Annotated in this window: 24 protein-coding genes and 1 pseudogene; 14 read left to right on the top strand and 11 right to left on the bottom strand. The window is 56.4% G+C overall.

All coding sequences use genetic code 11. The features are described 5' to 3' along the window. Positions 1 to 5: 5 nt before the first annotated feature. The 3 genes and pseudogenes from FEZ21_RS03365 (at position 6) to cfaB (ending at position 2894) form a co-directional block, all read left to right on the top strand. Positions 6 to 851, top strand: a complete 846-nt coding sequence (locus FEZ21_RS03365) for a DUF692 domain-containing protein (RefSeq protein WP_160626523.1) — start codon at positions 6 to 8, stop codon at positions 849 to 851. Beyond that, a pseudogene (locus FEZ21_RS03360) lies at positions 842 to 1627 on the top strand (DNA-binding domain-containing protein). Before FEZ21_RS03365 ends, FEZ21_RS03360 begins: the two are co-directional and overlap by 10 nt. An 85-nt stretch (positions 1628 to 1712) precedes the next feature. After that, entirely contained in the window at positions 1713 to 2894 is a 1182-nt protein-coding gene (gene cfaB, locus FEZ21_RS03355) for a C17 cyclopropane fatty acid synthase CfaB (RefSeq protein WP_003438061.1), read from the top strand. A 51-nt stretch (positions 2895 to 2945) separates the two neighbouring features. On the opposite strand, the gene cls is transcribed toward cfaB, so the two are convergent. Then, positions 2946 to 4385 (bottom strand): cardiolipin synthase, encoded by a 1440-nt coding sequence (cls, locus tag FEZ21_RS03350; RefSeq protein ID WP_127196936.1) that lies wholly within the window; start codon positions 4383 to 4385, stop codon positions 2946 to 2948. A 138-nt stretch (positions 4386 to 4523) separates the two neighbouring features. Here cls and FEZ21_RS03345 point away from each other — a divergent pair, with 138 nt between their 5' ends. Beyond that, positions 4524 to 5048 carry a DUF3617 domain-containing protein gene (locus FEZ21_RS03345; protein ID WP_003438065.1) on the top strand — a complete coding sequence of 175 codons (525 nt, stop codon included), beginning with the start codon at positions 4524 to 4526 and terminating at the stop codon, positions 5046 to 5048. Here the strand turns inward: FEZ21_RS03345 and FEZ21_RS03340 are convergent. Together FEZ21_RS03340 and folE2 are read right to left on the bottom strand one after the other, a co-directional pair. Next, positions 5045 to 5605, bottom strand: coding sequence for a DapH/DapD/GlmU-related protein (locus tag FEZ21_RS03340; protein ID WP_160626446.1), 561 nt, complete (start codon positions 5603 to 5605; stop codon positions 5045 to 5047). The two genes, FEZ21_RS03345 and FEZ21_RS03340, sit on opposite strands and share 4 nt — an antisense overlap. Then, complete coding sequence (folE2, locus tag FEZ21_RS03335) at positions 5605 to 6498, bottom strand: GTP cyclohydrolase FolE2 (protein WP_010657061.1); 894 nt, start codon at positions 6496 to 6498, stop codon at positions 5605 to 5607. Before folE2 ends, FEZ21_RS03340 begins: the two co-directional genes overlap by 1 nt. Before the next feature lie 145 nt (positions 6499 to 6643). On the opposite strand from folE2, the gene zigA reads away from it, so the two are divergent. Genes zigA through FEZ21_RS03320 form a run of 3 tightly spaced genes read left to right on the top strand, consistent with a single transcriptional unit; the run spans position 6644 to position 9505 of the window. After that, complete coding sequence (zigA, locus tag FEZ21_RS03330; protein WP_160626444.1) at positions 6644 to 7852, top strand: zinc metallochaperone GTPase ZigA; 1209 nt, start codon at positions 6644 to 6646, stop codon at positions 7850 to 7852. After that, positions 7849 to 8502 (top strand): DUF1826 domain-containing protein, encoded by a 654-nt coding sequence (locus FEZ21_RS03325; protein WP_127196933.1) that lies wholly within the window; start codon positions 7849 to 7851, stop codon positions 8500 to 8502. The genes zigA and FEZ21_RS03325 overlap by 4 nt, the downstream gene beginning before the upstream one ends. A 40-nt stretch (positions 8503 to 8542) precedes the next feature. Next, a complete protein-coding gene (locus FEZ21_RS03320; protein ID WP_010657062.1) occupies positions 8543 to 9505 on the top strand; it encodes a GTP-binding protein in 963 nt (320 codons plus the stop codon). A gap of 265 nt (positions 9506 to 9770) precedes the next feature. Here FEZ21_RS03320 and FEZ21_RS03315 read toward each other — a convergent pair whose 3' ends face one another. Beyond that, positions 9771 to 10172 carry a DUF3301 domain-containing protein gene (locus FEZ21_RS03315; protein ID WP_003438076.1) on the bottom strand — a complete coding sequence of 134 codons (402 nt, stop codon included), beginning with the start codon at positions 10170 to 10172 and terminating at the stop codon, positions 9771 to 9773. A 113-nt stretch (positions 10173 to 10285) separates the two neighbouring features. Between FEZ21_RS03315 and pdxY the strand changes: the two genes are divergently transcribed. Continuing rightward, positions 10286 to 11158: a pyridoxal kinase PdxY gene (gene pdxY, locus FEZ21_RS03310; RefSeq protein WP_003438078.1), complete on the top strand. Its 873-nt coding sequence runs from the start codon at positions 10286 to 10288 to the stop codon at positions 11156 to 11158. A 59-nt stretch (positions 11159 to 11217) separates the two neighbouring features. Here pdxY and FEZ21_RS03305 read toward each other — a convergent pair whose 3' ends face one another. Beyond that, complete coding sequence (locus tag FEZ21_RS03305; protein WP_003438079.1) at positions 11218 to 11703, bottom strand: acyl-CoA thioesterase; 486 nt, start codon at positions 11701 to 11703, stop codon at positions 11218 to 11220. Between the two features lie 286 nt (positions 11704 to 11989). On the opposite strand from FEZ21_RS03305, the gene FEZ21_RS03300 reads away from it, so the two are divergent. After that, positions 11990 to 13750 (top strand): cation:proton antiporter, encoded by a 1761-nt coding sequence (locus tag FEZ21_RS03300; protein WP_160626442.1) that lies wholly within the window; start codon positions 11990 to 11992, stop codon positions 13748 to 13750. A gap of 116 nt (positions 13751 to 13866) precedes the next feature. Here FEZ21_RS03300 and FEZ21_RS03295 read toward each other — a convergent pair whose 3' ends face one another. The 3 genes from FEZ21_RS03295 to uvrD all read right to left on the bottom strand — a co-directional run bounded on the left by FEZ21_RS03295 (position 13867) and on the right by uvrD (position 17722). Continuing rightward, entirely contained in the window at positions 13867 to 14274 is a 408-nt protein-coding gene (locus FEZ21_RS03295) for an SMI1/KNR4 family protein (protein WP_003438083.1), read from the bottom strand. A gap of 134 nt (positions 14275 to 14408) precedes the next feature. Beyond that, entirely contained in the window at positions 14409 to 15263 is an 855-nt protein-coding gene (locus FEZ21_RS03290; RefSeq protein WP_003438085.1) for a Tim44 domain-containing protein, read from the bottom strand. 275 nt (positions 15264 to 15538) lie between these two features. Next, complete coding sequence (uvrD, locus tag FEZ21_RS03285) at positions 15539 to 17722, bottom strand: DNA helicase II (protein ID WP_003438087.1); 2184 nt, start codon at positions 17720 to 17722, stop codon at positions 15539 to 15541. 206 nt (positions 17723 to 17928) lie between these two features. Between uvrD and FEZ21_RS03280 the strand changes: the two genes are divergently transcribed. From FEZ21_RS03280 to FEZ21_RS03270, 3 genes are all read left to right on the top strand, one after another. After that, positions 17929 to 19803 carry a bifunctional diguanylate cyclase/phosphodiesterase gene (locus tag FEZ21_RS03280; RefSeq protein WP_003438089.1) on the top strand — a complete coding sequence of 625 codons (1875 nt, stop codon included), beginning with the start codon at positions 17929 to 17931 and terminating at the stop codon, positions 19801 to 19803. Positions 19804 to 19938: 135 nt separating this feature from the next. Beyond that, on the top strand, positions 19939 to 20805 hold the full coding sequence (hexR, locus tag FEZ21_RS03275; protein WP_003438091.1) for a transcriptional regulator HexR: 867 nt from the start codon (positions 19939 to 19941) through the stop codon (positions 20803 to 20805). Between the two features lie 175 nt (positions 20806 to 20980). Continuing rightward, on the top strand, positions 20981 to 21193 hold the full coding sequence (locus tag FEZ21_RS03270) for a PA3496 family putative envelope integrity protein (RefSeq protein ID WP_003438094.1): 213 nt from the start codon (positions 20981 to 20983) through the stop codon (positions 21191 to 21193). On the opposite strand, the gene FEZ21_RS03265 is transcribed toward FEZ21_RS03270, so the two are convergent. Then, complete coding sequence (locus FEZ21_RS03265; protein ID WP_003438097.1) at positions 21150 to 22097, bottom strand: LysR family transcriptional regulator; 948 nt, start codon at positions 22095 to 22097, stop codon at positions 21150 to 21152. The genes FEZ21_RS03270 and FEZ21_RS03265 overlap by 44 nt on opposite strands. Positions 22098 to 22287: 190 nt before the next feature. Between FEZ21_RS03265 and FEZ21_RS03260 the strand changes: the two genes are divergently transcribed. Together FEZ21_RS03260 and oadA are read left to right on the top strand one after the other, a co-directional pair. Further along, the gene (locus FEZ21_RS03260) at positions 22288 to 23703 is read left to right on the top strand and encodes an acetyl-CoA carboxylase biotin carboxylase subunit (protein ID WP_003438098.1); all 1416 of its coding nucleotides are present in this window, start codon (positions 22288 to 22290) and stop codon (positions 23701 to 23703) included. A gap of 11 nt (positions 23704 to 23714) precedes the next feature. Further along, positions 23715 to 25523, top strand: a complete 1809-nt coding sequence (gene oadA, locus FEZ21_RS03255; protein ID WP_003438100.1) for a sodium-extruding oxaloacetate decarboxylase subunit alpha — start codon at positions 23715 to 23717, stop codon at positions 25521 to 25523. Positions 25524 to 25763: 240 nt separating this feature from the next. Here the strand turns inward: oadA and FEZ21_RS03250 are convergent, their stop codons facing one another. Further along, positions 25764 to 26444, bottom strand: coding sequence for a GNAT family N-acetyltransferase (locus FEZ21_RS03250; RefSeq protein ID WP_003438102.1), 681 nt, complete (start codon positions 26442 to 26444; stop codon positions 25764 to 25766). 12 nt (positions 26445 to 26456) lie between these two features. Then, on the bottom strand, positions 26457 to 26909 hold the full coding sequence (locus FEZ21_RS03245) for a GNAT family N-acetyltransferase (protein WP_010657064.1): 453 nt from the start codon (positions 26907 to 26909) through the stop codon (positions 26457 to 26459). Positions 26910 to 26911: the final 2 nt, after the last annotated feature.

The following is a 26911-nucleotide window of genomic DNA, read 5'->3' as shown; positions in this document are numbered from 1 at the left end:
CCGTGATGCAAAAAAACTTTCCCCGCCCGGGCTACGGCCTCGGATTACGCAGTGAGTACTATCAACCGATACTTGAACAGTCGCCGGCGGTGGACTGGTTCGAAATAATTTCCGAAAACTATATGGTCGAGGGTGGCAAAGCGCTGTTTTATCTCGAGGCGATTGCCGAGCAATACCCTGTGGTCATGCACGGTGTATCGCTATCGATCGGCGGCCCCCATGGGTTGGACTTCGAGTATTTACGCCAGCTCAAAAAGCTCGCCGAACGGGTGCAGCCGGTCTGGATTTCAGATCATTTGTGCTGGAGCCGGGGCAATGCGCATCAGCTCCATGACTTGCTGCCTTTGCCCTATACCGAAGAAAGTCTGCATTACATCGCCGGGCGAGTACGCCAGGTTCAGGATTTTTTGGGCCGGCCGTTGATCCTGGAAAATGTCTCCAGTTACGTGCGTTCGAGTGCTGATGAATTTACCGAGTGGGCATTTCTTGACGCTCTGACTCAACTCAGCGGCTGCGAGTTATTGCTGGACGTAAACAACGTGTATGTCAGCGCGCGCAACCATGGCTTTGATCCCTGGGAATTTATCAGCAGCTTGCCCGCTGAAAAAATCCGCCAGTTGCATCTGGCCGGCCACAGTGATTATGGCGACTACGTGATCGATACCCATGATCAGCCCATAAGCGACCCGGTCTGGGCGCTGTATCAAAAAACCCTGGAGCGCCTGGGCCCGGTTGCGACTTTAATTGAGCGCGATGACCATTACCCGCCCTTTGAAACCTTGATGGCCGAGCTGATCAAGGCTCGCCAATTGGGGCAACAGGTTGTAGAGCGAAAATCGCTATGCGCCTGAATGAATGGCAACTGGCGTTTGAAAATTACCTGCTGAGTGATGCCGTAGAGGCGCCTTCGTCATGGGTGACCAGCTTGCAGGGGGGGCCGACGCTGGACGTATCCGGCGGGCTGGCGATTTATCACAATGCTTATCGCGGGCGATTGCTTGAAGCCCTGCGGGGCGACTATCCGGCGCTGGTGTATTGGGTTGGCGACGCGGAGTTCGAGCAATAGGCGGTTGCTTACATCCGGCAGTGTCCTTCTGCGCATTTCAGCCTGCGCTGGTTCGGTGCAGGTTTCGCCGGGTTTTTATCGGGGTATCTGGATCAACAACAGGCAGCACCTCTGGTTGAAATGGCGACTCTGGAATGGGCCTTCACCCTGGCCTTCGATGCACCCTCCCGGCAGCCTCTAACCTGTGAAGAGATGACTGCTTTGCCCGCGAGTGCCTGGCCCGACTTACAGGTTGAGCTGGTCCCGAGTGCGCAGTGGGTAGAGTGCCGGTTCAACACGTTGATGCTCTGGCAGGCGTACAAAGCCGGTGAATCTTTTGTGCCCAGCGAGCGGATTGAAGCCATGGAAGTGTGTCTGATCTGGCGAGCCGGGCAGGTCTGTCAATATCGCAGCCTCGGCGTTGAAGAGGCCAGTGCTTTGCAAGGCATGAACCGCGGGTGGTCTTTTGCCCAACTGTGCTCAGCACTCGATGTCACCCATGAAGAAGGGGCGGCACTGCAGGCCGTGACCTGGTTCAAGGATTGGTTGAGCTTGGGGTTTCTAAACCGTCGCACGCTCTAGCTTCAACCTTCTGGCCCATGGGGCTGAAAGTTTCTGTTAATCAACTACCCTGTAATCTTACGTCTGAAATGTAGGAGGATTACAGATGCTCGCGCAACTTCCACCGGCCTTACAGAAACTTCAGCTTCCATTACGCCTAAGGCTTTGGGACGGTCACGAGTTCAGTTTTGGCCTGACGCCCAGCGTTACGATTGTGGTCAAGGATCCGGCTCTGGTGGCTGAGTTTACTCACCCGAGCCTTGATCTTTTGGGGAGTGCATTTGTTGAAGGACGACTCGAACTGGAGGGGTCCATCAGTGAAGTCATACGGGTGTGTGATGAATTGAGTCAGGCGCTTATCGAGGAAGAAGACACGGCGCCATCTCGTGTTCACCATGACAAAGCCACAGACGCTGCATCCATTTCCTATCACTACGATCTATCCAACGACTTCTACCAGCTGTGGCTTGACCGTGACATGGCCTATTCCTGTGGCTATTTCGAAACCGGTGAAGAGAGCCTGGACGAAGCACAGCAAGCCAAGTTCCGGCTGCTGTGTCGCAAGTTGCGGCTAAAGCCTGGCGAATACTTGCTCGATGTTGGCTGTGGTTGGGGTGGTCTGGCGCGATTTGCCGCCCGTGAGTTCGGGGTCAAGGTGTTTGGCATTACCCTGAGCAAAGAGCAATTGAAGCTGGCACGAGAACGGGTCAACGCCGAAGGCCTGCAAGATAAAGTCGACCTGCAACTGCTGGATTATCGGGATCTGCCACAGGATGGCCGGTTCGACAAAATTGTCAGTGTCGGGATGTTTGAACACGTAGGGCATGCCAACCTGCGAGAGTATTGCGAGATTCTGTCCAAAGCCGTACGTGAAGGTGGCCTGGTGATGAACCACGGGATTACCGCCAAACACACGGATGGACGACCTGTCGGCCGTGGAGCCGGGGATTTTATCGAGCGCTACGTATTTCCCAATGGCGAGCTGCCGCACCTGTCAATGATGACTGCCGAGATCAGTGAGGCCGGGCTGGAAGTGGTCGATGTTGAAAGCCTGCGCCTGCATTACGCGCGCACGCTGGAGCATTGGAGTCAGCGCCTGGAGAGCAATCTTGAAGTAGCAGCAAAAATGGTTCCTGAGCAAATCTTGCGTATCTGGCGCCTGTATCTTGCGGGCTGTGCCTACGCCTTTGCCCATGGCTGGATCAACATAGACCAGATACTGGCGACCAAACCCCGTGCGGATGGCTCGCTGGAATTGCCACCTACCCGTGCGGATATTTATCGCTAAGAGTTTTCGCCGGGCGAAAAGGCCGTGCCGCGCAAAGCGACACGGCCTTTTTTATAGTACGGGGGAAACCAGCCGGGCAACGCGCATGGCCAGTTGCTGGAGACGGTGGGTGGCCTTGATGTCGGCTTCGGTGATCTCCCGGGCCAGGGCGAAGTCATCGAGCAACATGTTCTCCACCTGGCTGGCGAACCCTTGGTCGACGGTGAGCAGCATGACTTCAAAATTGAGGCGGAACGAACGGTTGTCCATATTGGCACTGCCGATGGCGCTGATTTCGTTGTCTACCAACACCACTTTTTGATGCACAAAGCCGGGCTGGTAACGGAAGATCCGCACGCCTGCGCGCACTGCTTCAAAGGCATACAGACTGGAAGCCGCGTAGACAATTTTGTGGTCTGGACGTGACGGTATCAGGATGCGGACATCGACCCCGCGTAGGACTGCGAGGCGCAATGCCGAGAACACCGCTTCATCAGGTACGAAGTAGGGCGTGGTTATCCACACCCGTTGGTTGGCTGCGTGAATGGCTTCGACAAAAAACAGCGAGCAGGTTTCGTAAGGATCTGCCGGGCCGCTGGCCAGGAACTGGCAGAGCACCCCACCGTCCGGATAACTCTGCGGCAGGATCAGGGGCGGTAATTTGCGTGCGGCCCAGAACCAGTCTTCGGCAAATGATTCCTGCAGGCAGGCCACCACCGGACCGCTGACTTCGACATGGGTATCGCGCCACGGCGATAACGGCGGTTTGGCCCCCAGGTATTCGTCGCCGACGTTATGCCCGCCAACGAACCCCGTCACACCATCCACCACCACCACTTTGCGATGGTTGCGGAAGTTTACCTGGAAGCGGCTGATCCATCCGCCACGGGTAGCGAAGGCATAGGTTTGTACACCGCCAGCGCGCAGGCTTTCGCCGTAACTTTTGGGCAAGGAGTGGCTACCAATGCTGTCGTAGAGCAAATAGACAGCAACCCCTTGGGCAGCCTTTTCCAACAGCAGAGCGTGCAACTTCATGCCGATGTCGTCGTCATGGACAATAAAAAACTGAACCAGTACGACCTGTTTCGCCTCGCGTATGGCCTTGAAAATCGCCTCGAACGTGGCGGTGCCATTTATCAGCAAACGCACGCTGTTGTTCGCCAGGCAGGGCATGCGGCCCAACTTGGGCATGGCCCGCAACGAGGTATAAGCTTTGGAACTGCGGGCTGCCAGTGCTTCCTCAACCCAGGGGCGCCAGTTGAGATCGGTGATGGCTTCACGCATTTCCTGATTGGCTTCGCGTCGGGCGCGAATGTAATCGTCGAACGTACTGCGGCCAAATATCAGATAGGGAATAAGTGTGAAGTAGGGGATGAAGAATAATGACATGGCCCAGGCAATCGAGCCCTGCGCCGTTCTCACAGTCAGTACGGCATGCACTGCGGCAATCAAGCCCAGGCTGTGGATTAATAAAATCAGGTATCCGAAAACGTGTGGGCCTAGATAATCCATGCGTATCCTTGCTCCTCAATGTCCGACGTTGTAACTACTAACAGACCATGTTCTGTTATGAATGTCCCTATTTAGTTGCGCGTGCAACGCCCTTCAGTTTTTGACGTCTAATGCGGACAATTCCGTAGGAGTTTCTTGATGAATGTTCGTCTGCTTGGGTTATTTATGGCCTGTGGTTTGTCGATCCCCGTAGCTGCACAGGCCCAGATGCTGCAACCGGGTCTGTGGGAACTTACCTCCAGCAACATGCAGGTAGATGGTCAGCAACTGCCTGACTTGCAGGTAATGCTAGGCCAATTACAGAACATGCTGACCCCGGAACAAAAAGCCCAATTGGAGAATCAGGGACTGACCATGGGAGGCAAGGGGGTTCGGGTTTGTCTCACGCCCGATCAGGTTAAATCGGATGAGATTCCACTGACCGATCCCAAGTCAGGATGTAATCAGCAGATCACTGAGCGTAGTGGAAATAAATGGAAGTTCCGCTTTAGTTGCCCAAAAGCCCAGGGTGCCGGTATAGCAACTTTCGTCAGCGATCGTGAATTCACTACCCAGGTCAATGGCACCTTCAACGCGACGGGCATCCAGCAAAAAGGCAGCATGGATACCCGCGCGGTCTGGCTCGGACAGAACTGTGGAACAGTCAAACCACGGGCTGATTAAAATTCGTTTTGCAGCGCTTTATAGCCGCGCACCAGATCTACGTTGGTGCGCGCTACATCCTCTGAAAACTCCGAGGCACTGACACTGACGGGAGAAAACTGGCTCAGGTCAGTGTTGGGTCCGATACGTGTCGTTGACGGCACATAAAAATTATCCGGCAGGTCGCGGCCATCGACGACCGAGTTATGCCGGACCACGCAACCATCCCCCAGCTCGCAATTGAACAGCACACTGTTGAAACCGATGAACACCCGGTCGCCAACACGGCATGGCCCGTGGACGATGGAGCGGTGGGCAATCGAAGTGTATTCACCAATGGTCACTGCCGCCCCGGACTTTGAATGTATGACTACGCCATCCTGAATATTGGAATTGGCGCCAATGCTGATGGGCTGCATACCGCCGTCATTGTCGACTTCGTCGGCGCGGATAACGGCATATGGCCCGACGAATACGTTCTCGCCAATCACCACCTTGCCGCAGATGATGGCGGTTCTGTCGACGTATGCGGACTCTGCAATTTGCGGTAAATCGCCGGACGGATTTTTGCGGATCATCAGACTCTCCAGTTCCAGCGGCTTTCAGCGACAGCATCATGGCTGTGCAGACTTTCGGCGTGAACCACTTTCAGCATGAAGCCTTTCACCCCGGGAGCTGTCTTCAGTGCCACATTCAAGCGCCGCGCGGCATCTTCACAAAACATTAAATTCTGCCCATTGGCCAGAGCGAAGGCTTGTTCATCTGCACGCTTCACCGCAGTTTGTACCGCAGTCCCCAGCGCTCGTTCTGCCTCATCAATGATCATTTCGATCGGCAAAGACTGTAGCTCGGAGCTCAGGTTGAGCTGCAGGCAAGCGGTACTTCTTTGGCTATGGGGTGTTGCGACTATGCCTTGTGAACTGCCAAGCCAGGTTAATACATCGGCGTGATGCAGCGGCTGGTTGGCAAAGTCACTGACGAATTGTTGCTGAATTAACTGCCGGGCCAATGCCGCCGAGCACGGGCAGGTGGATGAATAGGTCACCTCAATTTTTAGTTCCACGTGGAACATTCCGTTTTTCAGAGATGCATCGATGCTCACCGGGTAACTCTTCCAGCCGCTTAAAGGGCTGACCAGTGCCGGCCGCTTTAGCAGCAATTGGGTGTGAATTCTCAGGTAGGCACAGATCGATAAATCATCGTGACTGTCGAGAAATCGCTGCAAAATTATTTTCAAAAGTAGAGGGTTCAGCTCCTGCGACTCTAGAACTTCTAGCGCGAGATAAAGGCGCGACATGTGGATCCCGCGAGCTTCTCCATCATCCAGGCTAACGCCTGCATCGGCTGTTGCGGTGTGTCGCTGAGCGTTAATCAGCACGGGCAATGCGATCCCGCACATGCCGACCCATTCGAGGGGTAGAGATTGTCGGGCGTTTTGCGAGGCGATGTCCGGAAGGGTCAGGGCGTTCATTAGGGCTTCCATCGAGTGAATGGCGAAACGTTACAAGATAACAATTCTAATGCTTTGTATTGTTATAATGTATCATTATCGACGATCGGAAACGGTCGGCCTTAAAGCGGGCGCTTTGACCTGCTAACCCTGGTGAGGAACTCCCATGTCAAAACGTTTGCCGGTGACTGTGCTGTCCGGATTTCTCGGAGCAGGAAAAAGTACCCTGCTCAATTACATTTTGCGCAATCGCGACAACTTGCGCGTGGCCGTCATCGTCAATGACATGAGCGAAATCAATATTGATGGTGGTGAGGTTCAGCGCGATGTGAGCCTCAATCGGGCCGAAGAAAAACTGGTCGAAATGAGCAATGGCTGCATCTGTTGCACCCTGCGTGAAGACCTTCTTGAAGAAGTCAGCAAGTTAGCCAAAGAGGGGCGGTTTGATTATTTATTGATCGAATCAACCGGTATTTCGGAACCCCTGCCGGTGGCAGAAACTTTCACTTTTCGCGACGATTCAGGCCAAAGCCTGGCCGATATCGCTCGCCTGGACACCATGGTCACTGTGGTCGATGGCCTGAATTTTTTGCAGGATTACCAGGACTCGGAGAGCCTGGCATCCCGTGGAGAGACCCTGGGTGAAGACGATGAACGCTCAATAACCGATCTGCTAATAGAACAAATTGAGTTCGCAGACGTTATCTTGATCAGCAAAAGTGATCTCATCAGTAGCGCCGACCGCCTGGAATTAATCGCCATTCTTGAGCGCCTGAATGCCCAGGCCGAAATAATTCCGATGGTGATGGGTGAAGTCCCTCTGAAAAAAATCCTCAATACCGGCCGTTTTGACTTCGAGCGGGCAGCCCAGGCACCGGGCTGGTTACAAGAGTTACGCGGCGCGCATGTGCCGGAAACTGCGGAATACGGCATCGCTTCCACGGCTTATCGCGCGCGCCGGCCGTTTCACCCCGAGCGTTTTTTTAATTTTATTGATCGGCCCTGGACCAACGGCAAACTGCTGCGTTCAAAGGGCTTTTTCTGGCTGGCCAGCAAGTACCAGGAAGCAGGCAGCTGGTCCCAGGCCGGGGGCCTGATGCGCTATGGATTCGCCGGACGCTGGTGGCGTTTCGTGCCCCGCGATCAATGGCCAGAAGATGCACAAACCAGGGCTGAAATCCTGCAAAAGTGGTTGCCGGACACTGCAGACTGCCGTCAGGAGCTGGTGTTTATCGGTCAGCACATAGACTTTTTGCTGCTGACGGCGGAACTCGATGCCTGTTTGCTCTCGGATGCAGAAATGAGCTTGGGGGTCGAGGTGTGGAAGCAGCTGAACGATCCGTTTGGGCAATGGCACGGAGAGGTGGCCGGATGATGCAAACGCTCGCTCAAATTGCCCGCCCGGCGGTCGGTGACGTGCGGGGAACAAGCCCGGATGTGATGGCGAAAATTCTTCAGGATGACGTCAATATGACCATTTGGCAGCGTCAGTTGCCGGTCCAGATCACCGATTTTTCAGCTTTGTTACTTTCGCTGGATGAGCCTCTGGCGGACGCATTGGTGCTTGAAATGGCCGATGAAAAGGCCCGGCCGAACCTCAGCGGCCTTGCTTCAAGGTTTAACGATCTGGAGGGCTATGAGAGCTTTATTGCCGACATTTCCTGGCTCGTCAGTGCCTATGCCTGTTTGTTGGGCGCAAAACGCATTGGGCTGCGTCTGAGGGCTCTGGATAAAGCGATGTGCCCAAGATTTCATGTGGATCACGTGCCTGTACGACTTATTACCACTTACGCGGGGATAGGCAGCCAGTGGTTGAAGGAGGGCGTGATGGAGCGCTGTCAGCTAGGACAACCCCAGACCGAACCACTGGACTGTTGGTTAATTGAGCAAATAAATACCGGCGAGGTGGCATTGCTCAAGGGCGAAAAATGGCAGGGCAATGAGGGGGCTGGCCTGATCCATCGTTCGCCGGCATTGGCTCCGGGAGAGCGGCGGCTGATTTTGACCCTCGATTGGCTGGCCTGAGGCATATTGTTTACTTCGATCAATACAGAAGCCGGCAAAAATGTTGCACAACATTCCCACCCACCTGATTGCCGGTCCCCTGGGGGCCGGCAAAACCAGTCTGCTCCAGCACCTGATGACGCAAAAGCCTGAACACGAACGCTGGGCTGTACTGGTCAATGAGTTCGGTCAAATTGGCCTGGACGCGGCTTTAATGAGCCAGCAGGACGGTGCTGTCGCCATTGCCGAAGTGGCGGGTGGCTGCGTGTGTTGCGTCAATGGCGCGCCGTTTCAGATCGGTTTGAGCCGTCTTTTACGCAAGGCTCGTCCCGATCGATTGTTTATTGAGCCTTCCGGTCTGGGGCATCCGGCCCAAATCATCAAGCAACTCAGCGAGGCTCCGTGGCTGGGGGTTTTGGCGTTGCAGCCCTGTGTCATGGTGCTGGATGCACAAGCACTGGCCCAGGGAAAACCCCTGCCTCAAACCCAGAAAACGGCCCTGGAAATCGCCGGTTTAGTGGTCATGAATAAATCTAATAGTGTGCAAAACGAGCAACGTGAGCGAATTGCATATGACCTGCCAAAGTGCCCGATTGTATGGACCGAACATGGCCGAATCCCTTTAAATACGCTGCCTGCAGCCAATATGAATGTTATTCATGCTGTGGATAACTCGTTGATTTATAAGGATATTAATCAAATTGGCAGGGTGTTTTCCAGTCCCGATACCCCGGTTGTAATGACCCGGCTTGACCCTGAAGGGTGGAGTGCGGGGTGGTGCTGGCATCCGTCCCGGCAATTTGATCTGGGGCGGTTGCAGCAGTGGCTGGAAAGTCTGGATTGGCGTCGCGCCAAACTGGTTATCCATGGCTCTACGGGCTGGTTTTCAACAAATTCTGTGGATAACTGTGTTGCAGACTGGAAACCGAGTGAGTGGCGCAAGGATTCACGCATTGAACTCATTTTCGATCAGCCACAGGACGTGAATTCATTGCTGTACGGGCTGAAAAACTGCATCGAGTAGTCTTTTGCCCAGGCATGGTTGCCTGCTTGGGTCGATAACAGGGCGTTTCGGGCACATTTTGTGCTGGTAAAGTTGTCCTACAATCTTCGGCGCGAACATGAATTATTCCCGGCTAAAATCCGGATCAAGCGTCTATTTCGGGGGTTCAGGGCGGTTTCTTGAAAAGTTATCCACAGGCATTTTGCCTGCGATGTCTTGAAGGTATTGGCTAACCGCAGGAGCAGTTTTCGGCAGCTCTTGCGGGCGCTTCGTCAGCCATCCGGGGTCAGTGACGGGTCTTGCTGTGGTCCTGGCGCCATTGGCTGAGTTCAATCACCTGGGCGCTGGGGATTTCGCTCGGTTCAGGTTCAGTTTTGAAAGGGTAGGGCGGCAGTTCGATTTTTGCGCTATGGGCACCGAATTGCGTGATGGTCCCGGTGTGGCGTTGCTCGCCGGTTACCGTGAATTCAAAGTTATACACGCGCGCCAGGCGCTTGCGGCCGTTGGCATCGGCTACCAGACCGATTTTTTTAAGCGCGACGTTCTCATCCAGTAAATCGATATCAAGGTTTTTGCAGTGTTGTTTGACCCGCTCCAGCGCCCGTTCGCGCAGGCCGTGGTTGTGCCACAGCCAGGCAGCGCCAGTTGCCAGCAGCATCAGCACAAACATATTTCCAAGGGTCAGCATTAAGTGCGCTCCAACAGATTAGGTTCAGCTTAACTGCGTCTTCAGCCTGTCGTACAGGCTGCATTTAGCCGCATACTGCGTGGCTTGAATCCACCCGTAGTCTGGAATCCGGCATGAAACGTACACCTCATTTACTCGCCATCCAATCCCACGTGGTTTTCGGCCATGCCGGCAACAGCGCTGCTGTATTTCCCATGCAGCGCGTCGGGGTGAACGTATGGCCTTTGAACACGGTGCAGTTCTCCAATCACACCCAGTATGGTCAGTGGACGGGGGAAGTGCTGGCTCCTGAACAAATTCCTGCACTGGTCGAGGGTATTGCCGCAATCGGTGAGTTGGGCAATTGCGATGCGGTCCTGTCCGGCTATCTGGGCAGTGCCGCGCAAGGGAGGGCGATCCTCAGTGGTGTGGCGCGCATTAAAGCGGTTAACCCGAATGCGCTGTACCTCTGCGACCCGGTAATGGGGCACCCTGAAAAGGGCTGCATCGTGCCCGAGGAAGTCAGTAGCTTCCTGCTCGAAGAAGCTGCCGCGATGGCGGATTTTTTATGTCCGAACCAGTTGGAGCTCGACAGCTTCTGCGGTCGTCATCCGCAATCACTGCTCGACTGTCTGGCGATGGCGCGCAGTTTGCTGGCACGCGGCCCGAAGGCCGTGCTGGTCAAGCACTTGTCATATCCCGGCAAGCCGGCAGAGAGTTTCGAGATGCTGCTGGTGACCGCTGAGGGTAACTGGCACTTGCGCCGCCCGTTGCTGGCCTTCCCGCGTCAGCCTGTGGGGGTTGGCGACCTGACGTCCGGATTGTTCCTGGCGCGAGTGCTGCTGGGCGACAGCCTGGTGGCTGCGTTCGAGTTCACGGCAGCGGCAGTGCATGAGGTGTTGCTCGAAACCCAGGCGTGCACCAGCTATGAGCTGCAACTGGTCAGGGCCCAGGACCGCATAGCCCATCCGCGCGTGCGGTTTGAAGCTGTGCCGATCAATCTGTAGGCACATCACAGATAATTTGTGGGAGCTGGCAAGCCAGCCCCCACAGCGTCTGTAGCGCGTTATACCCCTTCGTGTTTCAACTCTCTGTAGCGCTGTTCCAGCTCCTGACGGATCTGGCGACGTTGCTTGCCCTGGATAAAACGGCGCCTGTCTTCGCTGTTCACCGGTTGCAAAGGCGGTACGGCCGCGGGTTTGCGGTCGTCGTCCACGGCTACCATGGTGAAGAAACAGCTGTTGGTATGGCGCACTGAGCGTTCACGGATATTTTCGGTGACCACCTTGATCCCGACTTCCATCGAGGTGTTGCCGGTGTAGTTGACCGATGCGAGGAAGGTGACCAACTCGCCGACGTGGATCGGCTCGCGAAAAATCACCTGATCCACCGACAGGGTGACTACATAACGACCCGCATAGCGGCTGGCGCACGCGTAAGCGACTTCATCGAGGTACTTGAGCAGGGTTCCGCCGTGAACATTGCCAGAAAAGTTGGCCATATCCGGGGTCATCAGGACCGTCATCGACAGTTGGGCGTTTCCGGGTTCCATAGCAGCAGGCTCGCGGTAGTGTTGCAGCAGTGAAATGGGTATCTCTGTGGATACTTGTCGATTTTTGAAACAGTAAATAACGGGACGCTACGGTTTTGGCTGCCGTCACGCTTATGTCCATCTGTTTCCATATATTGCACTGCCTTTCAGCTCGAAGTCGCAGTGTTAACCTGCAAAAACCCGTCAATCGGGAAATTCCTACATTTAAAACGGTGATTTGCACAGCTTAAGTAGCTGCGTCTGTCGTCTTGTTGCCTGGTGATAATTAAACAAGGAGCGTCAAGCCATGCATGCCATCAGTTTTATTCAGGATTTGGCAGTCATCATGCTGGTTGCAGGCGTGGTGACCATCCTTTTCCACCGCTTCAAGCAGCCCGTAGTTCTGGGGTACATCGTTGCAGGTTTTATTATCGGGCCGCACACCCCGCCATTTGGTTTGATCCACGACGAAGAGACGATCCGGATCCTGGCCGAACTGGGCGTGATTTTTTTGATGTTTTGTCTGGGGCTGGAATTTAGCCTGCGCAAACTGTTCAAGGTGGGGGCCACGGCTTTTATCGCAGCGTTTATGGAAATAACGCTGATGATCTGGATCGGTTACGAAATTGGTCGCTGGTTTGACTGGAGCACCATGGACTCGCTGTTTCTGGGGGCCATTCTGGCCATTTCCTCGACCACCATCATCGTTAAGGCGCTTAACGACCTGAAGATGAAAAATGAGCGCTTCGCGCAGCTTATTTTTGGCGTACTGATCGTTGAGGATATTTTAGGTATCGGGATTATCGCGCTGCTTTCCAGTATTGCGGTCAGCGGCAGCGTCAGCCCCGAAGAGGTGTTTTCGACCGTAGGCAAACTGTCGTTGTTTATGATCGTGGCCCTGGTCATCGGGATTTTGTTGGTGCCGCGAGTGCTGGCCTATGTCGCCAGGTTTGAAAGTAATGAGATGTTGCTGATCACTGTGCTCGGGCTGTGTTTTGGCTTCTGCCTGCTGGTGGTCAAGCTGGAATACAGCATGGTACTCGGGGCCTTCCTGATCGGCGCGATCATGGCCGAATCTCGTCAGTTGCTAAAAATCGAGCGCTTGATCGAACCCGTGCGTGATTTGTTCAGCGCCATCTTTTTCGTCGCCATAGGGCTGATGCTCGACCCGGCGATTCTTTTGGAATACGCACTGCCGATCGTGGTGATTACCATCGCGGTGGTACTGGGCAAGATGCTTTCTTGCGGCTTGGGCGCGTTTATCGCAGGTAACGACGGACGGACGTCATTGCGGGTCGGGATGGGGCTGTCGCAGATTGGGGAATTCTCTTTCATCATCGCGGCGCTGGGGATGACATTGCAGGTCACCAGCAGCTTCTTGTACCCCGTAGCGGTCGCTGTGTCGGTGCTCACTACCCTGATGACGCCTTACCTGATTCGCGCCGCAGATCCGCTCTCGCACAAGCTGGCGCAGGTCATGCCGAATCGCCTGTCCCGGGTTTTTGGGCTGTATGGCGAATGGCTGCGCAGTATTCAGCCACAGGGAGAGGGTGCGTTACTGGCGGCCATGATCCGGAAAATACTGCTTCAGGTGGGGGTGAATCTGGCTTTGGTCATTGCCATTTTCTTTGCTGGCGGATATTTCGCTCCGCGAATCGGGCGCTATCTACAGGGCTGGATCCTGGAGCCAAGCTGGCAAAAAGGCATGATCTGGGGGGCGGCCTTATTGCTCTCGCTGCCGTTTTTGATCGCGGCCTATCGCAAGCTTAAAGCGCTGTCGATGTTGCTGGCGGAGATGGGCGTCAAGCCTGAAATGGCCGGGCGGCACACCCAGCGCCTGCGTCGGGTGATCTCTGAAGTGATCCCGATTTTATCGTTGCTGGTGATTTTTCTGCTGCTGTCAGCACTGTCGGCGAGCATCTTGCCGACCAATGAATTGCTGATGGTGATTGCGGTAGTGGCGGCGGGGGTTGCAGCAGTATTGTGGCGCTGGTTTATCCGGATTCATACGCGCATGCAGGTGGCGCTGCTGGAAACTCTGGATAATCACAAGGAGGGGGGGCACTAGACAGTCGGTCTCTGCAGGAGCGAGCTTGCCTCGCGGTGCTGGCGACGCACTGAATTCAGTGCGGATGCCTTCGCGAGCAAGCCTGCTCCTGCAAAATAACCCGGGGCGGACAGCTATCAGCTTTCCAGCCAGACGTCCCGCGCCCAGTGCCAGACGGATTCCCACGTCTCTTCGGTAACCAGTTCTTCTTCGCCGGACCACAGCACCACGGTGCCGTCTTCCTCAACGCAGTAGTAGTCGTCACCGTCCTGACAAATCGGGATCAGGCTGCGATCTACACCGGCATCCCAAGCGGTCGCGGCTACATCAGGCAGATAGGTGTGGGACTGAGGATCGGTTACGGTGACCGGCTCCAGGCTGCCATACACCACGTCACTGACAGTCAGCAAAAACTCTCTGAATACGAACGGGATATCGATGAACAGTTGTTCTTCGATTTCCACCAATTGGTCTTCATCTGGCAGTTCCAGGGGCACTGGCACTGGCTCATTTTGTTCACGTAGTTGTTCGATGATCTCTTCCACGACCTCAATCCTCATGCTCTATGGCGCGGTTTATATGACGCGCTTTATACAGTAGCTCGTTATAAGTGCAATCGTGAAATGCAAAACCCCGGACAAGTCCGGGGTTTTGGTTACAGCGTGCAATGCCTGATGGATTAGCCGTTCTGGCGAATACCGGCAACCAGCCAAGGCTGGTTATCACCTTGCTGACGTTCCATGTTCCAGCTTTCGCTGAACGCTTCGCCCTGGTCAAAGCGCGAAGACTTCGACAGACCGCTGAAGGTCAGGGTCGCGATGGTTTTGTCAGCACGATCATCCAGGCCGTCCAGTTGAACGGTCAGGTTGTCGATGTAGGTCGACTGGAAGCCGTCACCCAGATCCGCACGTTCACGCTTGAGGAAGTCGAGCATTTGTGGGGTTACGAACTCGGCAATCTTGTCCATTTCGTTGGCATCCCAGTGCTGTTGCAGGGATTGGAAATGGTTGCGCGCAGCTTCCAGGAAGTTCTGTTCGTTGAACCAGGCCGGAGCGTTGATCACCGGACGTGCTGCAGGTGCAGCCGAGCCGCCACCGAAGATCGAGGCTGCAGGCTTGGCATCGAACGCTTCGCGTTGCATTGGCGCGTGGCCTGCCGGGGCCATCATTTCAGACTGTTGCTTGCGGCGACGGGCGGCAATAAAGCGGAAGATCAGGAAGGCGATGACCGCCATGATCAGAATGTCGAAGAATTGCATGCCCTGGAAGCCGCCGCCCATGAACATGGAGGCCAGCAGGCCGCCAGCAGCGAGGCCGGCCAGAGGGCCGAGCCAGCGCGAAGCACCGCCGGCTTTGGCAGCTGCGCCCGCAGCACCGGCAGCAGCAGGGGCTGCGGCGGCTGGAGCGGCCTGACGCGTTTGATGGCTAGGGGCCGAACCAAAGCTCTTGCCGCCGCCGAAGCGTTTGGCGTTTGCGTCGAGACTCATCGTCAAACCGATGCACAGCGCCATGGCGATGCTAAGAAAACGTTTCATAAGGGGTTCCCATTTGTGGATGACACGCGCGCCATGTTGCACAGGTGAGGTATGGCTGGCTAGCGGTGAAGTGTTTCGGGCTTTTGCCTGTTTGGATGTAAGAGTTGGATTTTTTCAAAGCAGGAAGGCGGGAAATATCTTGTGGGAGTTGGTTTGCCAGCGATTACATGAACGCGGTGCATCAGGTGACCGCATTCGTTGTATCGCTGGCAATTCAGCTCCCGCAAGCGTCCAGGGCCAACCTATCTTATTCCTGAATAGCTGTAGGCCAGCTGTCAGACGGCTTCAAGTTTGGCGTAGCCCATCATCAGCCACTTGCTGCCCTCGGAGAAGTTCACCTGCACCCGCGCCTGTGCGCCTGCGCCCTCGAAGTTGAGGATGACACCTTCGCCGAACACCGCATGCTTGACCAACTGGCCGAGTTTGAACTCGGTTTCCGGGATCTCCGAGCCACCGAACAGACTGCTGGCACTCTGCTTTTGACCGCCGCCGAAAGGACGACTGACACTGTTGGAAAGTCGAACTTCCTGAATCAGTCCTTTCGGCACCTCACGCACGAAACGTGAAACCTTGTTGTAGGTTTCGGCGCCGTACAGGCGACGGGTTTCGGCGTAGGTCATCACCAGGTTATGCATCGCCCGGGTGATGCCCACGTAGGCCAGACGACGTTCTTCTTCAAGGCGGCCGGGCTCCTCCAGGCTCATCTTGTGCGGGAACAGACCTTCTTCCATACCCACCAGGAAGACGTACGGGAACTCCAGGCCTTTGGCGCTGTGCAGCGTCATCAGCTGGATGCCGTCTTCGTGCTCTTCGGCCTGGGTGTCGCCCGCTTCCAGCGACGCGTGCCCGAGGAAGGCGGCCAATGGCGACAGTTCTTCATCTTCGTCATTGTTTTCGAAGTTGCGTGCCGCGCTCACCAGTTCCTCAAGGTTTTCTACCCGGGCCTGGCCTTTTTCGCCTTTCTCCGCCTGGTGGTAGGCAATCAGTCCGCTTTGCTCGATGACGGTCTGGGTCATCAGATGCAGCGGCATCTCCATGACTTTTGCCGAAAGATTTTCGATCAGCTCGATAAAGCCGGTGATGGCGCCAGAAGCGCGACCGGGCAAAGCCTTGTTGGCGATGAGCTGGCGCATGGCTTCCCACATCGACACATCGCTGTGGCGTGCGTGCTCACGAATGGCCTCGACGGTTTTTTCGCCAATGCCGCGAGCCGGGACGTTAATCACCCGCTCCAGCGCCGCATCATTGCCACGGCCTTCAAGCAGGCGCATGTAGGCCATGGCGTTTTTAATTTCGGCGCGTTCGAAGAAGCGCTGACCGCCATAAATACGGTAGGGAATACGCTCGCGCAGCAACGCTTCCTCAAGCACCCGGGACTGGGCGTTGGAGCGGTACAGAATGGCGATATCGCTGTGGGAAAGACCGGTTTTCAGGGCGCTTTCGATGGTTTCGACTACATACCGTGCTTCGTCGTGTTCATTGAAGGCTGCGTACAAATTGATCGCTTCGCCTTCGCCGCCATCGGTCCACAGTTCTTTGCCCATGCGCCCGGTGTTGTTGGCAATCAGGGCGTTGGCCGCTTTGAGGATGCCGGCACTGGAGCGATAGTTTTGTTCCAGACGAATGGTTTCGGCGTCCGGGAAGTCGGTTGAATACTGATAGATGTTTTCAATCTTGGCGCCGCGCCAGCCGTAAATCGACTGGTCGTCATCGCCCACCACCATCAAGCTGTCGCCGCCCTGGGCCAGGAGTCTGAGCCAGGCGTACTGAACGGCGTTGGTGTCCTGGAATTCGTCCACCAGAATGTGCCGGAAACGCTTCTGGTAATGCGCCAGCAGCCCCGGGTTGTCGCGCCACAGATCGAGGGCGCGCAACAGCAGCTCGGAGAAGTCGATCACACCGGCGCGCTGGCACGCGGCTTCATAGGCTTCGTAAATGTTGCGCATGGTGGCCAGGAACAAATCGCCGCTGGCCTGAATGTGTTTGGGGCGCAGGCCTTCATCTTTCTGGCCGTTGATAAACCATTGCGCCTGACGCACCGGCCAGCGCTGTTCATCGAGGCCCAGCTCGCGAATCACCCGTTTGACCAAGCGTTGCTGGTCATCGCTGTCGAGAATCTGGAAGGTCTGGCTCAGCCCGGCTTCTTGCCAGTGAGCACGCAACAGGCGGTGAGCCAGGCCGTGGAAGGTGCCTACCCACATGCCGGCCGGGTTGATACCCATCAACTGTTCGATGCGATGACGCATCTCGGCAGCGGCCTTGTTGGTGAACGTCACCGACAGTACGGAGTGGGGCGACGCATTTTCGACCTGGATCAACCAGGCGATACGGTGCACCAGCACACGGGTTTTGCCGGAACCTGCGCCGGCCAGAACCAACTGACGCCCGACACTGGCCGTGACGGCCTGACGTTGGGCATCGTTGAGAGAATTTAATAATAGAGAGAGATCATCGCGCATCGGGCCATTCTAGGGGGAGCAGGCAAACCGGGCAAACCCCAATCCGTGTCGGGCATTGCTTTGCCGGTTGTGATGAAAAGCAGGGCCGGCAGTGAACGGAGTGTGCGGATGAATTCGTGCCGCTGTTTTCGTCTATTTGGTAGCAGGCGTTGCTTGTGTATGCTCGGGAAACTTTTTGGCTCATCCACTAATTAAGAATTTTGCCAATGATTCAGGGTTTTAGCTCGCTGGGTGGTGTTATTGGCATAGGGTCCGGTATTTTTCTGGCGCTGGTGGGTGTGCTCGGCTGGAAAATCAATCAGGACCGACACATACGTCGTCGGCATCACCAGAAGGTGTTTGAAGACCTGCAGCAAGCCAACGTCCTGAGTAAACAGCTCAACATCGAACTGGCGCGTGAAGTGGAGCAGCGGCGATTGGCCGCAACCGTGTTTGAAGCGGCCGGCGAAGGTATCGTGATTCTCGACCCGGCTTACAAAATGCTGGCGGTCAATCAGGCGTTTAGTCATATCAGTGGCTATGCGGTTGCAGAGCTGACCGGGCGCCGGGTCGATGAGCTGGCCTGCAGCCGCGATGCCTGTCGTCATTTTCCAGCCATTCAGGCCTTGCTTGGCCTGCATGACAGCTGGCAAGGGGAGTTGGTTGAAACCCGCAAAAACGGCGAACTCTATCCTCAGTGGCTGCAACTCAAAGTGGTGCGCGACGGGGCCGGGAGTGTCAGTCATATCGTGGCCTTTATCAGCGACCTTTCAGCGCGCCGTATTTCTGAGGTGCGGGTGCGCCACCTGACCCATTTTGATGAGCTCACCGGTCTGGCCAATCGCCTTTTATTCAAGGAGCGTCTGGAGGAGGCCAGCCAGCGGGTGCGTCAAGGCTCGCGCAACCTGGCGCTGCTGCACATCGATCTCGACCGTTTCAAGCTGCTCAACGACAGTCTTGGGCATGAACTGGCAGACCAGGTGCTGCAGCAAGTGGCAGAGCGCCTCACCAAGGCCTTGCCCGAGGCCGACACCATTGCGCGCCTGTCGGGCGATGAGTTTGCTGTCCTGTTCGATACCTATGCCAGCCTGACCAGCCTGGCGCGGGTGGCCACCCGCTTGTTGAGCAAACTCAGCCGCCCGTTGCTGATTGATGGCCATGAACTGGTGATCAGTGCGTCGATGGGGATCAGCCTGTTGCCCGACAGCGCCCGAGACATTGCGACCCTGGTCAATCAGGCAAGCCAGGCCATGCAGCAAGCCAAGCACGTGGGCGGCGGTACTTTTCAGTTTTTTAGTCACAGTCTGCAACACAGTACCCTTGAGCGTTTTCAGCTGGAAAACCAACTGCGTAAAGCCATCGCCGAAGGCCAGCTCAACGTTTTCTATCAACCCAAGCTGTGCCTGCGTACGGGACGTCTGCATGCGGCCGAAGCGTTGGTGCGTTGGGACCATCCCCAGTTGGGCAGCGTGCCACCGAGCGACTTTATTGCCCTGGCTGAAGAGACCGGCCTGATCGGTGCCATCGGCGAGTTTGTGCTGCGCGAAGCCTGTCGTCAGGCCTGTGAGTGGCAACGTGCGGGGCTGGCTGCGATACGGGTTTCGGTCAACCTTTCGGGGCATCAGTTGCGCCAGGGCAAGCTGGTCAGCCTGGTGCGTCAGGTGCTCGAAGAAACCGGGCTGGCGCCGCACTGCCTGGAGCTCGAATTGACTGAAAGCCAGCTGCTGGACAATGTTGAACACGTCATCACGACCTTCCAGCTGCTCCATGAGTTGGGGGTGAAGCTGGCGATCGATGACTTCGGCACCGGTTATTCATCCCTCAGCTACCTCAAGCGGTTTGCCGTGGATTACGTGAAGATCGATCAAGTATTTATTCGCGGTGTCGGACGCTGCAGCGAAGACGATGCCATTACCATTGCGATTATTGCCATGGCCCACAGCCTGGAGCTCAAGGTGGTGGCTGAAGGTGTTGAAGATGAGGTGCAACTTGGGTTTCTCAGGAGCCAGGGATGCGACGAGGTTCAGGGTTACTTGATCAGTCGTCCGGTAAACGCCACGGCTTTAGGCGATTTGCTGCGCACCGGCGTCGTTGTTATGTAGTGCCAAAAAGAGCTACATGGCGGGAAGTACTGGAGCAGGACGATGTATTGGTTGGGCAGAAAGCGATTTCTTGTAGTATAACTACAAGATTGCTACATCCCCGGCGCCCGCCGCTTACAGACCGAGTCCTGCCCTTTGAACCTGCTGCAACATATCGCCCAGTCACGCCACCTGTTACGTAAATCGGAACTCAAGGTCGCCGATCACGTGCTGCTTGATCCTGCGGCTGTAATGCACAGTTCCATGGCTGATCTGGCTCACAGCGTCGGCATCAGTGAGCCCACGATCGTGCGTTTTTGCCGCGCGATTGGCTGCTCCGGGTTTCAGGACCTGAAACTCAAGCTGGCCCAAAGCCTGGCCGCTGGCGCCAGCTTTGGTCAGTTCGCGATTCATGAAGACGACTCGGTTGCCGATTACAGCCTGAAAATTTTCGACACCACACTGCACACCTTGATGGACGTGCGCGAAAAGCTCGACCCGGTAGCGTTGCAGCAAGCCGTGACGGCCATGTCCCAGGCCCAGCGGGTCGAGTTCTATGGTTTTGGTGCCTCTGGCGCTGTAGCGGCGGATGCCCAGCACAAGTTTTTCCGCCTGCTGCTGACCGCTGCTGCCTACTCTGACCCGCACATGCAGGCGATGTCGGCCGTAACCCTGAAGCCTACTGACGTGGCGATTTGCATCTCACAGTCCGGCCGCTCCAAAGACCTGCTGATCACTGCCAACCTGGTGCGCGAAAGTGGCGCCACCCTGATCACGTTGTGCCCAAGCCAAACGCCCCTGGCCGAGCTTTCGACCATCAACCTGGCGATCGATGTTCACGAAGACACCGAAATCTATACCCCGCTGACGTCGCGTATTGCCCACCTGGTGGTGATTGACGTGCTGGCGATGGGGGTTGCCATGGCCCGCGGTCCGAGCCTGGTCAACCACCTCAAAAGCGTTAAACGCAGCCTTCGCAGTCTGCGCCTGTCACCCAAGTCGCTGAAAAGCCACGACGACTAAGCGCCGCACAATCACTGCAGGAGCGAGCTTTTGATCTTTAAAAGATCGCGAGGCAAGCTCGCTCCTGCAGATAAGGCACTTTGTCAGCCTTCATTTTCCTGTCATCCCCCTTTCGCCAAGTCGTCATAAACAAAGTCCATCGTGAAACTCCCGTACACGCCTTGGGAGACTCGAAATGGCCCAGCCTTACGAAGAACGCAACAGCGCCGTCAAAACCCGTCGTCAGCAAGAAGACCAGCGGCGCATGGCCTTCCGTCGTGCGATTGAAGACCGTACGAATCAGCGTCAGTTGAGTATGGAAACTGCCGATTATCCCGACCTCAACTCGCTTAACTACTGGCAGGCTATTTCGGCAAGTGACCGTCGAAACGCTCAACCAGTGCGCTGATTTGCAGGCGTTCACTGCGAATAAAGTCCAGAAAAGCATGGGCCACCGGTGACAGGCGCTTGGCTTTGGCCTGCACCACGCACCAGCTGCGATACAGCGGCAACTCCTCGACCGGCAGCTCGCGCAGCAGTCCGGTCGCCAGCTCCAGGCTGACGGCGTGGCGCGTCAACAGCGCCACTCCCAGCCCGGCCACTGCGCATTCACGCTGGGATTCGTTCGATGCCACTTCCAGTGTGTGATTGAAGTGCACGCGCTTTTCCTTGAAATATTCTTCGCAGGCCATGCGCGTGCCCGATCCCTGCTCGCGCATCAGCAGGGTGTAAGGCTCCAGATCCTGTAAACGTAACGGGCCCAGAGCGCACAGCGGGTGATCCGCCGGGACCACGGCAACAATCGGATTATTCAAAAACGGTAAAAATTCCAGGCCCATGTCTTGCGGCACCATCGACATAATCACCAGGTCGTCGCGGTTGTCCGACAGCCTGCGCACGGCCTGTGCGCGATTGACCACGGTGAGCTGCAAATTGACTTCCGGATGCTGGCGCTTGAATGCGGCAAACAGGTGCGGGACGAAATACTTGGCGCTCGATTCGACCGCCAGTTTCAGCTGCCCCTGCAGTGACCCCAGCATGTCGGAAAGCTGCATATCGAGATTTTCCAGGCGCCCGAAAATATCTCGACTGGCCAGCTGAAGCGCTTCAGCGGCCTCGGTCATGTACAGCTTTTTACCGACGTAATCGAATAAAGGCTGCCCGATCAGCTCTTCCAGCTGCCGAATTTGCAGACTGACGGCGGGTTGAGTGAGAGACATTTCTTCAGCTGCACGGCTGTAAGAGCGCAGATCGCAGACTTCGTTAAAAACTTGAAGCTGCCTAAAAGTGATACGCATCAATGACTTACGCATTTTTTGTAAGTTATCCGGCTGAGCAAGTCATTCAACTATAAGTCTTTGCTTATGCATCACCCAAGAAATATTGATTTTTGTTTATCTCTGCGTGGGTCTAGTGTGAGCCCACAACGGTTCAGACACATTTGGACACGTGCCGACCTGGTCTAGCAGGTCGTTTGTTCCATAGGCTTTAGGAAAACTCCAAGTGATAAAAAAGATCCTGATCGCCAACCGCGGAGAAATTGCCGTCCGCATCGTGCGTGCCTGCGCCGAGATGGGTATCCGCTCTGTTGCGGTCTATTCCGAAGCTGACCGGCATGCCTTGCACGTCAAGCGCGCCGATGAAGCGCACAGCATTGGCGAAGACCCGCTGGCCGGCTATCTCAACCCGCGCAAGCTGGTGAACCTGGCCGTTGAAACCGGTTGTGATGCCTTGCATCCCGGTTACGGTTTTCTGTCAGAAAATGCCGAACTGGCTGACATTTGCGCCGAGCGCGGAATCAAGTTCATTGGTCCGTCCGCTGAAGTCATTCGCCGCATGGGCGACAAGACCGAAGCGCGCCGCAGCATGATCAAGGCCGGTGTGCCGGTTACTCCGGGCACTGAGGGCAACGTTGCCGATATCCACGAAGCGCTGATCGAAGGCGAGCGCATCGGTTACCCGGTGATGCTTAAAGCCACATCGGGTGGCGGCGGTCGCGGGATTCGTCGTTGCAACAGCCGCGAAGAGCTTGAACAGGCATTCCCCCGGGTTATTTCCGAAGCCACCAAAGCCTTTGGCTCGGCTGAAGTGTTTCTCGAAAAATGCATCGTTAACCCCAAGCACATCGAGGCGCAGATTCTCGGCGACAGTTTCGGCAACGTGGTGCATCTGTTCGAGCGTGATTGCTCGATCCAGCGCCGCAACCAGAAGCTGATCGAAATCGCCCCAAGCCCGCAGTTGACCCCGGAGCAGCGCGCCTACATCGGCGACCTGTCCGTGCGCGCAGCCAAGGCGGTGGGTTACGAGAACGCCGGTACCGTGGAGTTCCTGCTCGCCGAGGGCGAGGTGTACTTCATGGAGATGAATACCCGGGTGCAGGTCGAACACACCATCACCGAAGAAATCACCGGCATCGACATTGTTCGCGAACAAATTCGCATCGCCTCCGGCCTGGCCCTGTCGATCAAGCAGGAAGACATTCATCACCGCGGCTTTGCCCTGCAATTCCGGATCAATGCCGAAGATCCGAAAAACAATTTCCTGCCCAGCTTCGGCAAGATCACCCGTTACTACGCGCCCGGCGGGCCTGGCGTGCGTACTGACACGGCGATCTATACCGGTTACACCATTCCCCCGTATTACGACTCCATGTGTCTGAAACTGGTGGTGTGGGCGCTGACCTGGGAAGAAGCGATGGACCGTGGTTTGCGCGCCCTCGACGATATGCGTCTGCAGGGGGTCAAAACCACCGCCGCCTATTACCAGGAAATTCTGCGTAACCCGGAATTCCGTAGTGGCCAGTTCAATACCAGCTTCGTAGAAAGCCACCCTGAACTGACCAACTATTCGATCAAGCGCAAACCCGAAGAGCTGGCCCTGGCCATCGCCGCCGCCATTGCCGCCCACGCAGGCCTGTGAGGAATATTTTCATGTCCAATAAGATCTTTGTAACTGACACCATCCTGCGTGATGCTCACCAGTCGCTGCTGGCCACCCGCATGCGCACTGAAGACATGCTGCCGATTTGCGACAAGCTCGACAAAGTCGGCTACTGGTCGCTGGAAGTCTGGGGCGGCGCCACCTTTGATGCCTGCGTACGCTTCCTTAAAGAAGACCCGTGGGAGCGTCTGCGCCAGTTGCGCGCAGCCTTGCCTAACACGCGCCTGCAAATGCTGTTGCGTGGCCAGAACCTGCTCGGCTACCGCCACTACAGCGATGATGTGGTCAAAGCCTTCGTTGCCAAGGCGGCGGTTAACGGCATCGACGTATTCCGCATCTTTGACGCCATGAATGACGTGCGCAACCTGCGCGTCGCCATCGAGGCGGTCAAGGCGGCTGGCAAGCATGCCCAGGGCACCATCGCCTACACCACCAGCCCGGTGCACACCACCGAGGCCTTTGTGGCCCAGGCCAAACAGATGGAAGCCATGGGTTGCGACTCGGTGGCGATCAAGGACATGGCCGGCCTGCTGACCCCGTACGCCACGGGCGAGCTGGTTAAAGCGCTGAAGGCTGAAATCGGCCTGCCGATCTTTATCCACTCCCATGACACTGCCGGTCTGGCCGCCATGTGCCAGCTCAAGGCCATCGAAAACGGTGCCAGTCATATCGACACCGCGATCTCCAGCTTCGCATGGGGCACCAGCCACCCGGGTACCGAGTCGATGGTTGCCGCCCTTAAAGGCAGCGAATACGACACTGGCCTCGACCTGGCGCTGCTGCAGGAAATCGGTCTGTACTTCTACGCCGTGCGCAAAAAATACCACCAGTTTGAAAGCGAATTCACCGCGGTCGACACCCGGGTTCAGGTCAATCAGGTGCCGGGCGGGATGATCTCCAACCTCGCCAACCAGCTCAAAGAGCAGGGCGCGCTGAACCGCATGAGCGAAGTGCTGGCCGAAATCCCGCGTGTGCGTGAAGACCTGGGCTTCCCGCCGCTGGTCACCCCGACCTCGCAGATCGTCGGCACCCAGGCGTTTTTCAACGTACTGGCCGGCGAGCGCTACAAAACCATCACCAACGAAGTGAAGCTCTACCTGCAGGGCGGCTACGGCAAAGCGCCGGGCGTGGTCAACGAGCAGTTGCGTCGTCAGGCCATCGGCAACGAAGAGCTGATCGACGTGCGTCCAGCGGACCTGCTCAAGCCGGAAATGGTCAAGTTGCGTGGCGAAATCGGCGCGCTGGCCAAGTCCGAAGAGGACGTGCTGACCTACGCCATGTTCCCGGATATCGGTCGCAAGTTCCTCGAGGAGCGTGCTGCTGGCACCCTGGCGCCGGAAGTGCTGCTGCCTATTCCTGAGGCGGGCGGCGTGAGCAGCGCCGGTGGCGAAGGCGTACCGACCGAGTTCGTGATCGACGTCCACGGTGAAAGCTATCGCGTCGACATCACCGGTGTGGGCGTCAAGGCTGAGGGCAAGCGCCACTTCTACCTCTCCATCGACGGCATGCCCGAAGAAGTGGTGTTCGAGCCGCTCAACCAGTTCGTCGGCGGTGCATCCAGCAAACGCAAGCAGGCCAGCGAGCCGGGGCACGTCAGTACTGCCATGCCGGGCAATATTGTCGATGTACTGGTCAAGGTGGGCGACACCGTCAAGGCTGGCCAATCGGTACTGATTACCGAAGCGATGAAAATGGAGACCGAAGTACAGGCCGCCATCGCTGGCAAGATCCTCCTCATCCATGTGATCAAAGGCGATCGCGTCAACCCGGGCGAAATCCTGATCGAAATCGAAGCCTGATGCCGCCTTTGATCCAAACGCTTTAAACCTCGGGGGAGCATGTGCTCCCCTTTTTTTTGCCTGCAATTTGAGGTGTGTACAGACCTGCAGGGGCGAGATTGCTCGCGGGGTTTGTCAGCTCATCGCCCATAAGGGCTGAGTGACGGGTGCAGAAACGACCCGGTTAAACCCCCGTAAAGTTTTAACCCCTTCCAGACACAAAAACGCCCGACAGTCCTTGTCGGGCGCATTGATCAAATTTTATACAGTTGCTGCCCTGCATTCTTCCAGAGACTTGATCTGGCCACTTTCTGGTTGGTTATCCAGTGCCAGCCATTTTTCAAAGCCTGCCGCTATAGCGGGCCATTCCGTACCGATAATGCTGTACCACGTGGTATCACGATTTTTGCCTTTGACCACCATATGCTGGCGGAAAACGCCTTCGTATGTGTACCCAAGTCGTACTGCAGTACGTTTCGATCTGGCGTTGTCATTGTTGCACTTCCACTCCAGACGTCGATTGCCCAGGGCGAAAGCCTCCTTCGCCAGCAAGTAGACCGCCTCGGTACTTTTCGGCGAGCGCTGCATCGGCGCGCCGAACGTGACGTGGCCGATCTCTATGCGTCCGTGTTCGGCAACAATGCACATCAGGCTGATGGTGCCCTGGGCCTGGCCACTGGCCTGATCGACGACGGTATAGAAGTGCGGATCGCGGCTGGCCGCGTTGTTCTGCAGCCAGGCATCAAATGCCGGGCGTTCATTGAAAGGCCCGTACGGCAAGTAATCCCACAGCTTGGGATCGCCCTCGGGGCCTTGTAAGGCTAGCCATAATTCATCGCCATGACGGGCCGGGTCGAGCTTTTCCAGACGAATGAAGCGTCCTTCGAGTGTTCGCGTATCCGGGGTTCTGGCTGGCTGCCAATGTTGTAGATCTTCAGGCATTGCGCGTTCCTTTCATGACAAGGCTTTGCGAAATTGAATAAAGCCGGGGCGCTCGGCTATTCGCTCATAGAGCTGAATGGCGGTAGCGTTGGTCTCGTGGGTCAGCCAGTGCACCTTGGCGCACTGATTGTCTTTGGCGGTGGCGTATACATGCTCGATCAACAAGCGCCCGGCACCGGTGCCGCGCACCTGGGGGCTGACAAACAGGTCTTGAAGGTAGCAGGAGTTTCCAATGCTCCAGTTGGAGCGGTGATAAATGAACTGCACCATGCCTACAGCTTCGTTGCCCTTCCAGGCGAGCGCCAGGTGGGTCGGTTCGGCCGGGTCGAGAAAACGCTCCCAGGTCGACTGGCTGACTGCGGCGGGCAGTTCGGTTTTATAGAAACTCAAATACGCCTGCCAGAGCGGCAGCCATTGATCGTGATCGGCGGCGCTGGCGGGTTTGATCTGCAGTGGCTGAGCCATGT

Origin of the sequence: Pseudomonas sp. 9.1(2019), assembly GCF_009910445.1 — a bacterium.
GTDB classification, from domain to species: Bacteria; Pseudomonadota; Gammaproteobacteria; order Pseudomonadales; family Pseudomonadaceae; genus Aquipseudomonas; species Aquipseudomonas paraversuta.
The sequence above is the reverse complement of the archived record's forward strand: the minus strand, read 5'-3'. Positions and strand labels throughout refer to the sequence as shown.

What these genes read in the sequence shown, in the direction of transcription:
- FEZ21_RS03365 (WP_160626523.1), top strand. Translation starts at nt 6, where the DNA reads ATGCAAAAAAACTTTCCCCGCCCGGGCTACGGCCTCGGATTACGCAGT.
- cfaB (WP_003438061.1), top strand. Translation starts at nt 1,713, where the DNA reads ATGCTCGCGCAACTTCCACCGGCCTTACAGAAACTTCAGCTTCCATTA.
- cls (WP_127196936.1), bottom strand. Translation starts at nt 4,385, where the DNA reads ATGGATTATCTAGGCCCACACGTTTTCGGATACCTGATTTTATTAATC.
- FEZ21_RS03345 (WP_003438065.1), top strand. Translation starts at nt 4,524, where the DNA reads ATGAATGTTCGTCTGCTTGGGTTATTTATGGCCTGTGGTTTGTCGATC.
- FEZ21_RS03340 (WP_160626446.1), bottom strand. Translation starts at nt 5,605, where the DNA reads ATGATCCGCAAAAATCCGTCCGGCGATTTACCGCAAATTGCAGAGTCC.
- folE2 (WP_010657061.1), bottom strand. Translation starts at nt 6,498, where the DNA reads ATGAACGCCCTGACCCTTCCGGACATCGCCTCGCAAAACGCCCGACAA.
- zigA (WP_160626444.1), top strand. Translation starts at nt 6,644, where the DNA reads ATGTCAAAACGTTTGCCGGTGACTGTGCTGTCCGGATTTCTCGGAGCA.
- FEZ21_RS03325 (WP_127196933.1), top strand. Translation starts at nt 7,849, where the DNA reads ATGATGCAAACGCTCGCTCAAATTGCCCGCCCGGCGGTCGGTGACGTG.
- FEZ21_RS03320 (WP_010657062.1), top strand. Translation starts at nt 8,543, where the DNA reads ATGTTGCACAACATTCCCACCCACCTGATTGCCGGTCCCCTGGGGGCC.
- FEZ21_RS03315 (WP_003438076.1), bottom strand. Translation starts at nt 10,172, where the DNA reads ATGCTGACCCTTGGAAATATGTTTGTGCTGATGCTGCTGGCAACTGGC.
- pdxY (WP_003438078.1), top strand. Translation starts at nt 10,286, where the DNA reads ATGAAACGTACACCTCATTTACTCGCCATCCAATCCCACGTGGTTTTC.
- FEZ21_RS03305 (WP_003438079.1), bottom strand. Translation starts at nt 11,703, where the DNA reads ATGGAACCCGGAAACGCCCAACTGTCGATGACGGTCCTGATGACCCCG.
- FEZ21_RS03300 (WP_160626442.1), top strand. Translation starts at nt 11,990, where the DNA reads ATGCATGCCATCAGTTTTATTCAGGATTTGGCAGTCATCATGCTGGTT.
- FEZ21_RS03290 (WP_003438085.1), bottom strand. Translation starts at nt 15,263, where the DNA reads ATGAAACGTTTTCTTAGCATCGCCATGGCGCTGTGCATCGGTTTGACG.
- uvrD (WP_003438087.1), bottom strand. Translation starts at nt 17,722, where the DNA reads ATGCGCGATGATCTCTCTCTATTATTAAATTCTCTCAACGATGCCCAA.
- FEZ21_RS03280 (WP_003438089.1), top strand. Translation starts at nt 17,929, where the DNA reads ATGATTCAGGGTTTTAGCTCGCTGGGTGGTGTTATTGGCATAGGGTCC.
- FEZ21_RS03270 (WP_003438094.1), top strand. Translation starts at nt 20,981, where the DNA reads ATGGCCCAGCCTTACGAAGAACGCAACAGCGCCGTCAAAACCCGTCGT.
- FEZ21_RS03265 (WP_003438097.1), bottom strand. Translation starts at nt 22,097, where the DNA reads ATGCGTAAGTCATTGATGCGTATCACTTTTAGGCAGCTTCAAGTTTTT.
- oadA (WP_003438100.1), top strand. Translation starts at nt 23,715, where the DNA reads ATGTCCAATAAGATCTTTGTAACTGACACCATCCTGCGTGATGCTCAC.
- FEZ21_RS03250 (WP_003438102.1), bottom strand. Translation starts at nt 26,444, where the DNA reads ATGCCTGAAGATCTACAACATTGGCAGCCAGCCAGAACCCCGGATACG.
- FEZ21_RS03245 (WP_010657064.1), bottom strand. Translation starts at nt 26,909, where the DNA reads ATGGCTCAGCCACTGCAGATCAAACCCGCCAGCGCCGCCGATCACGAT.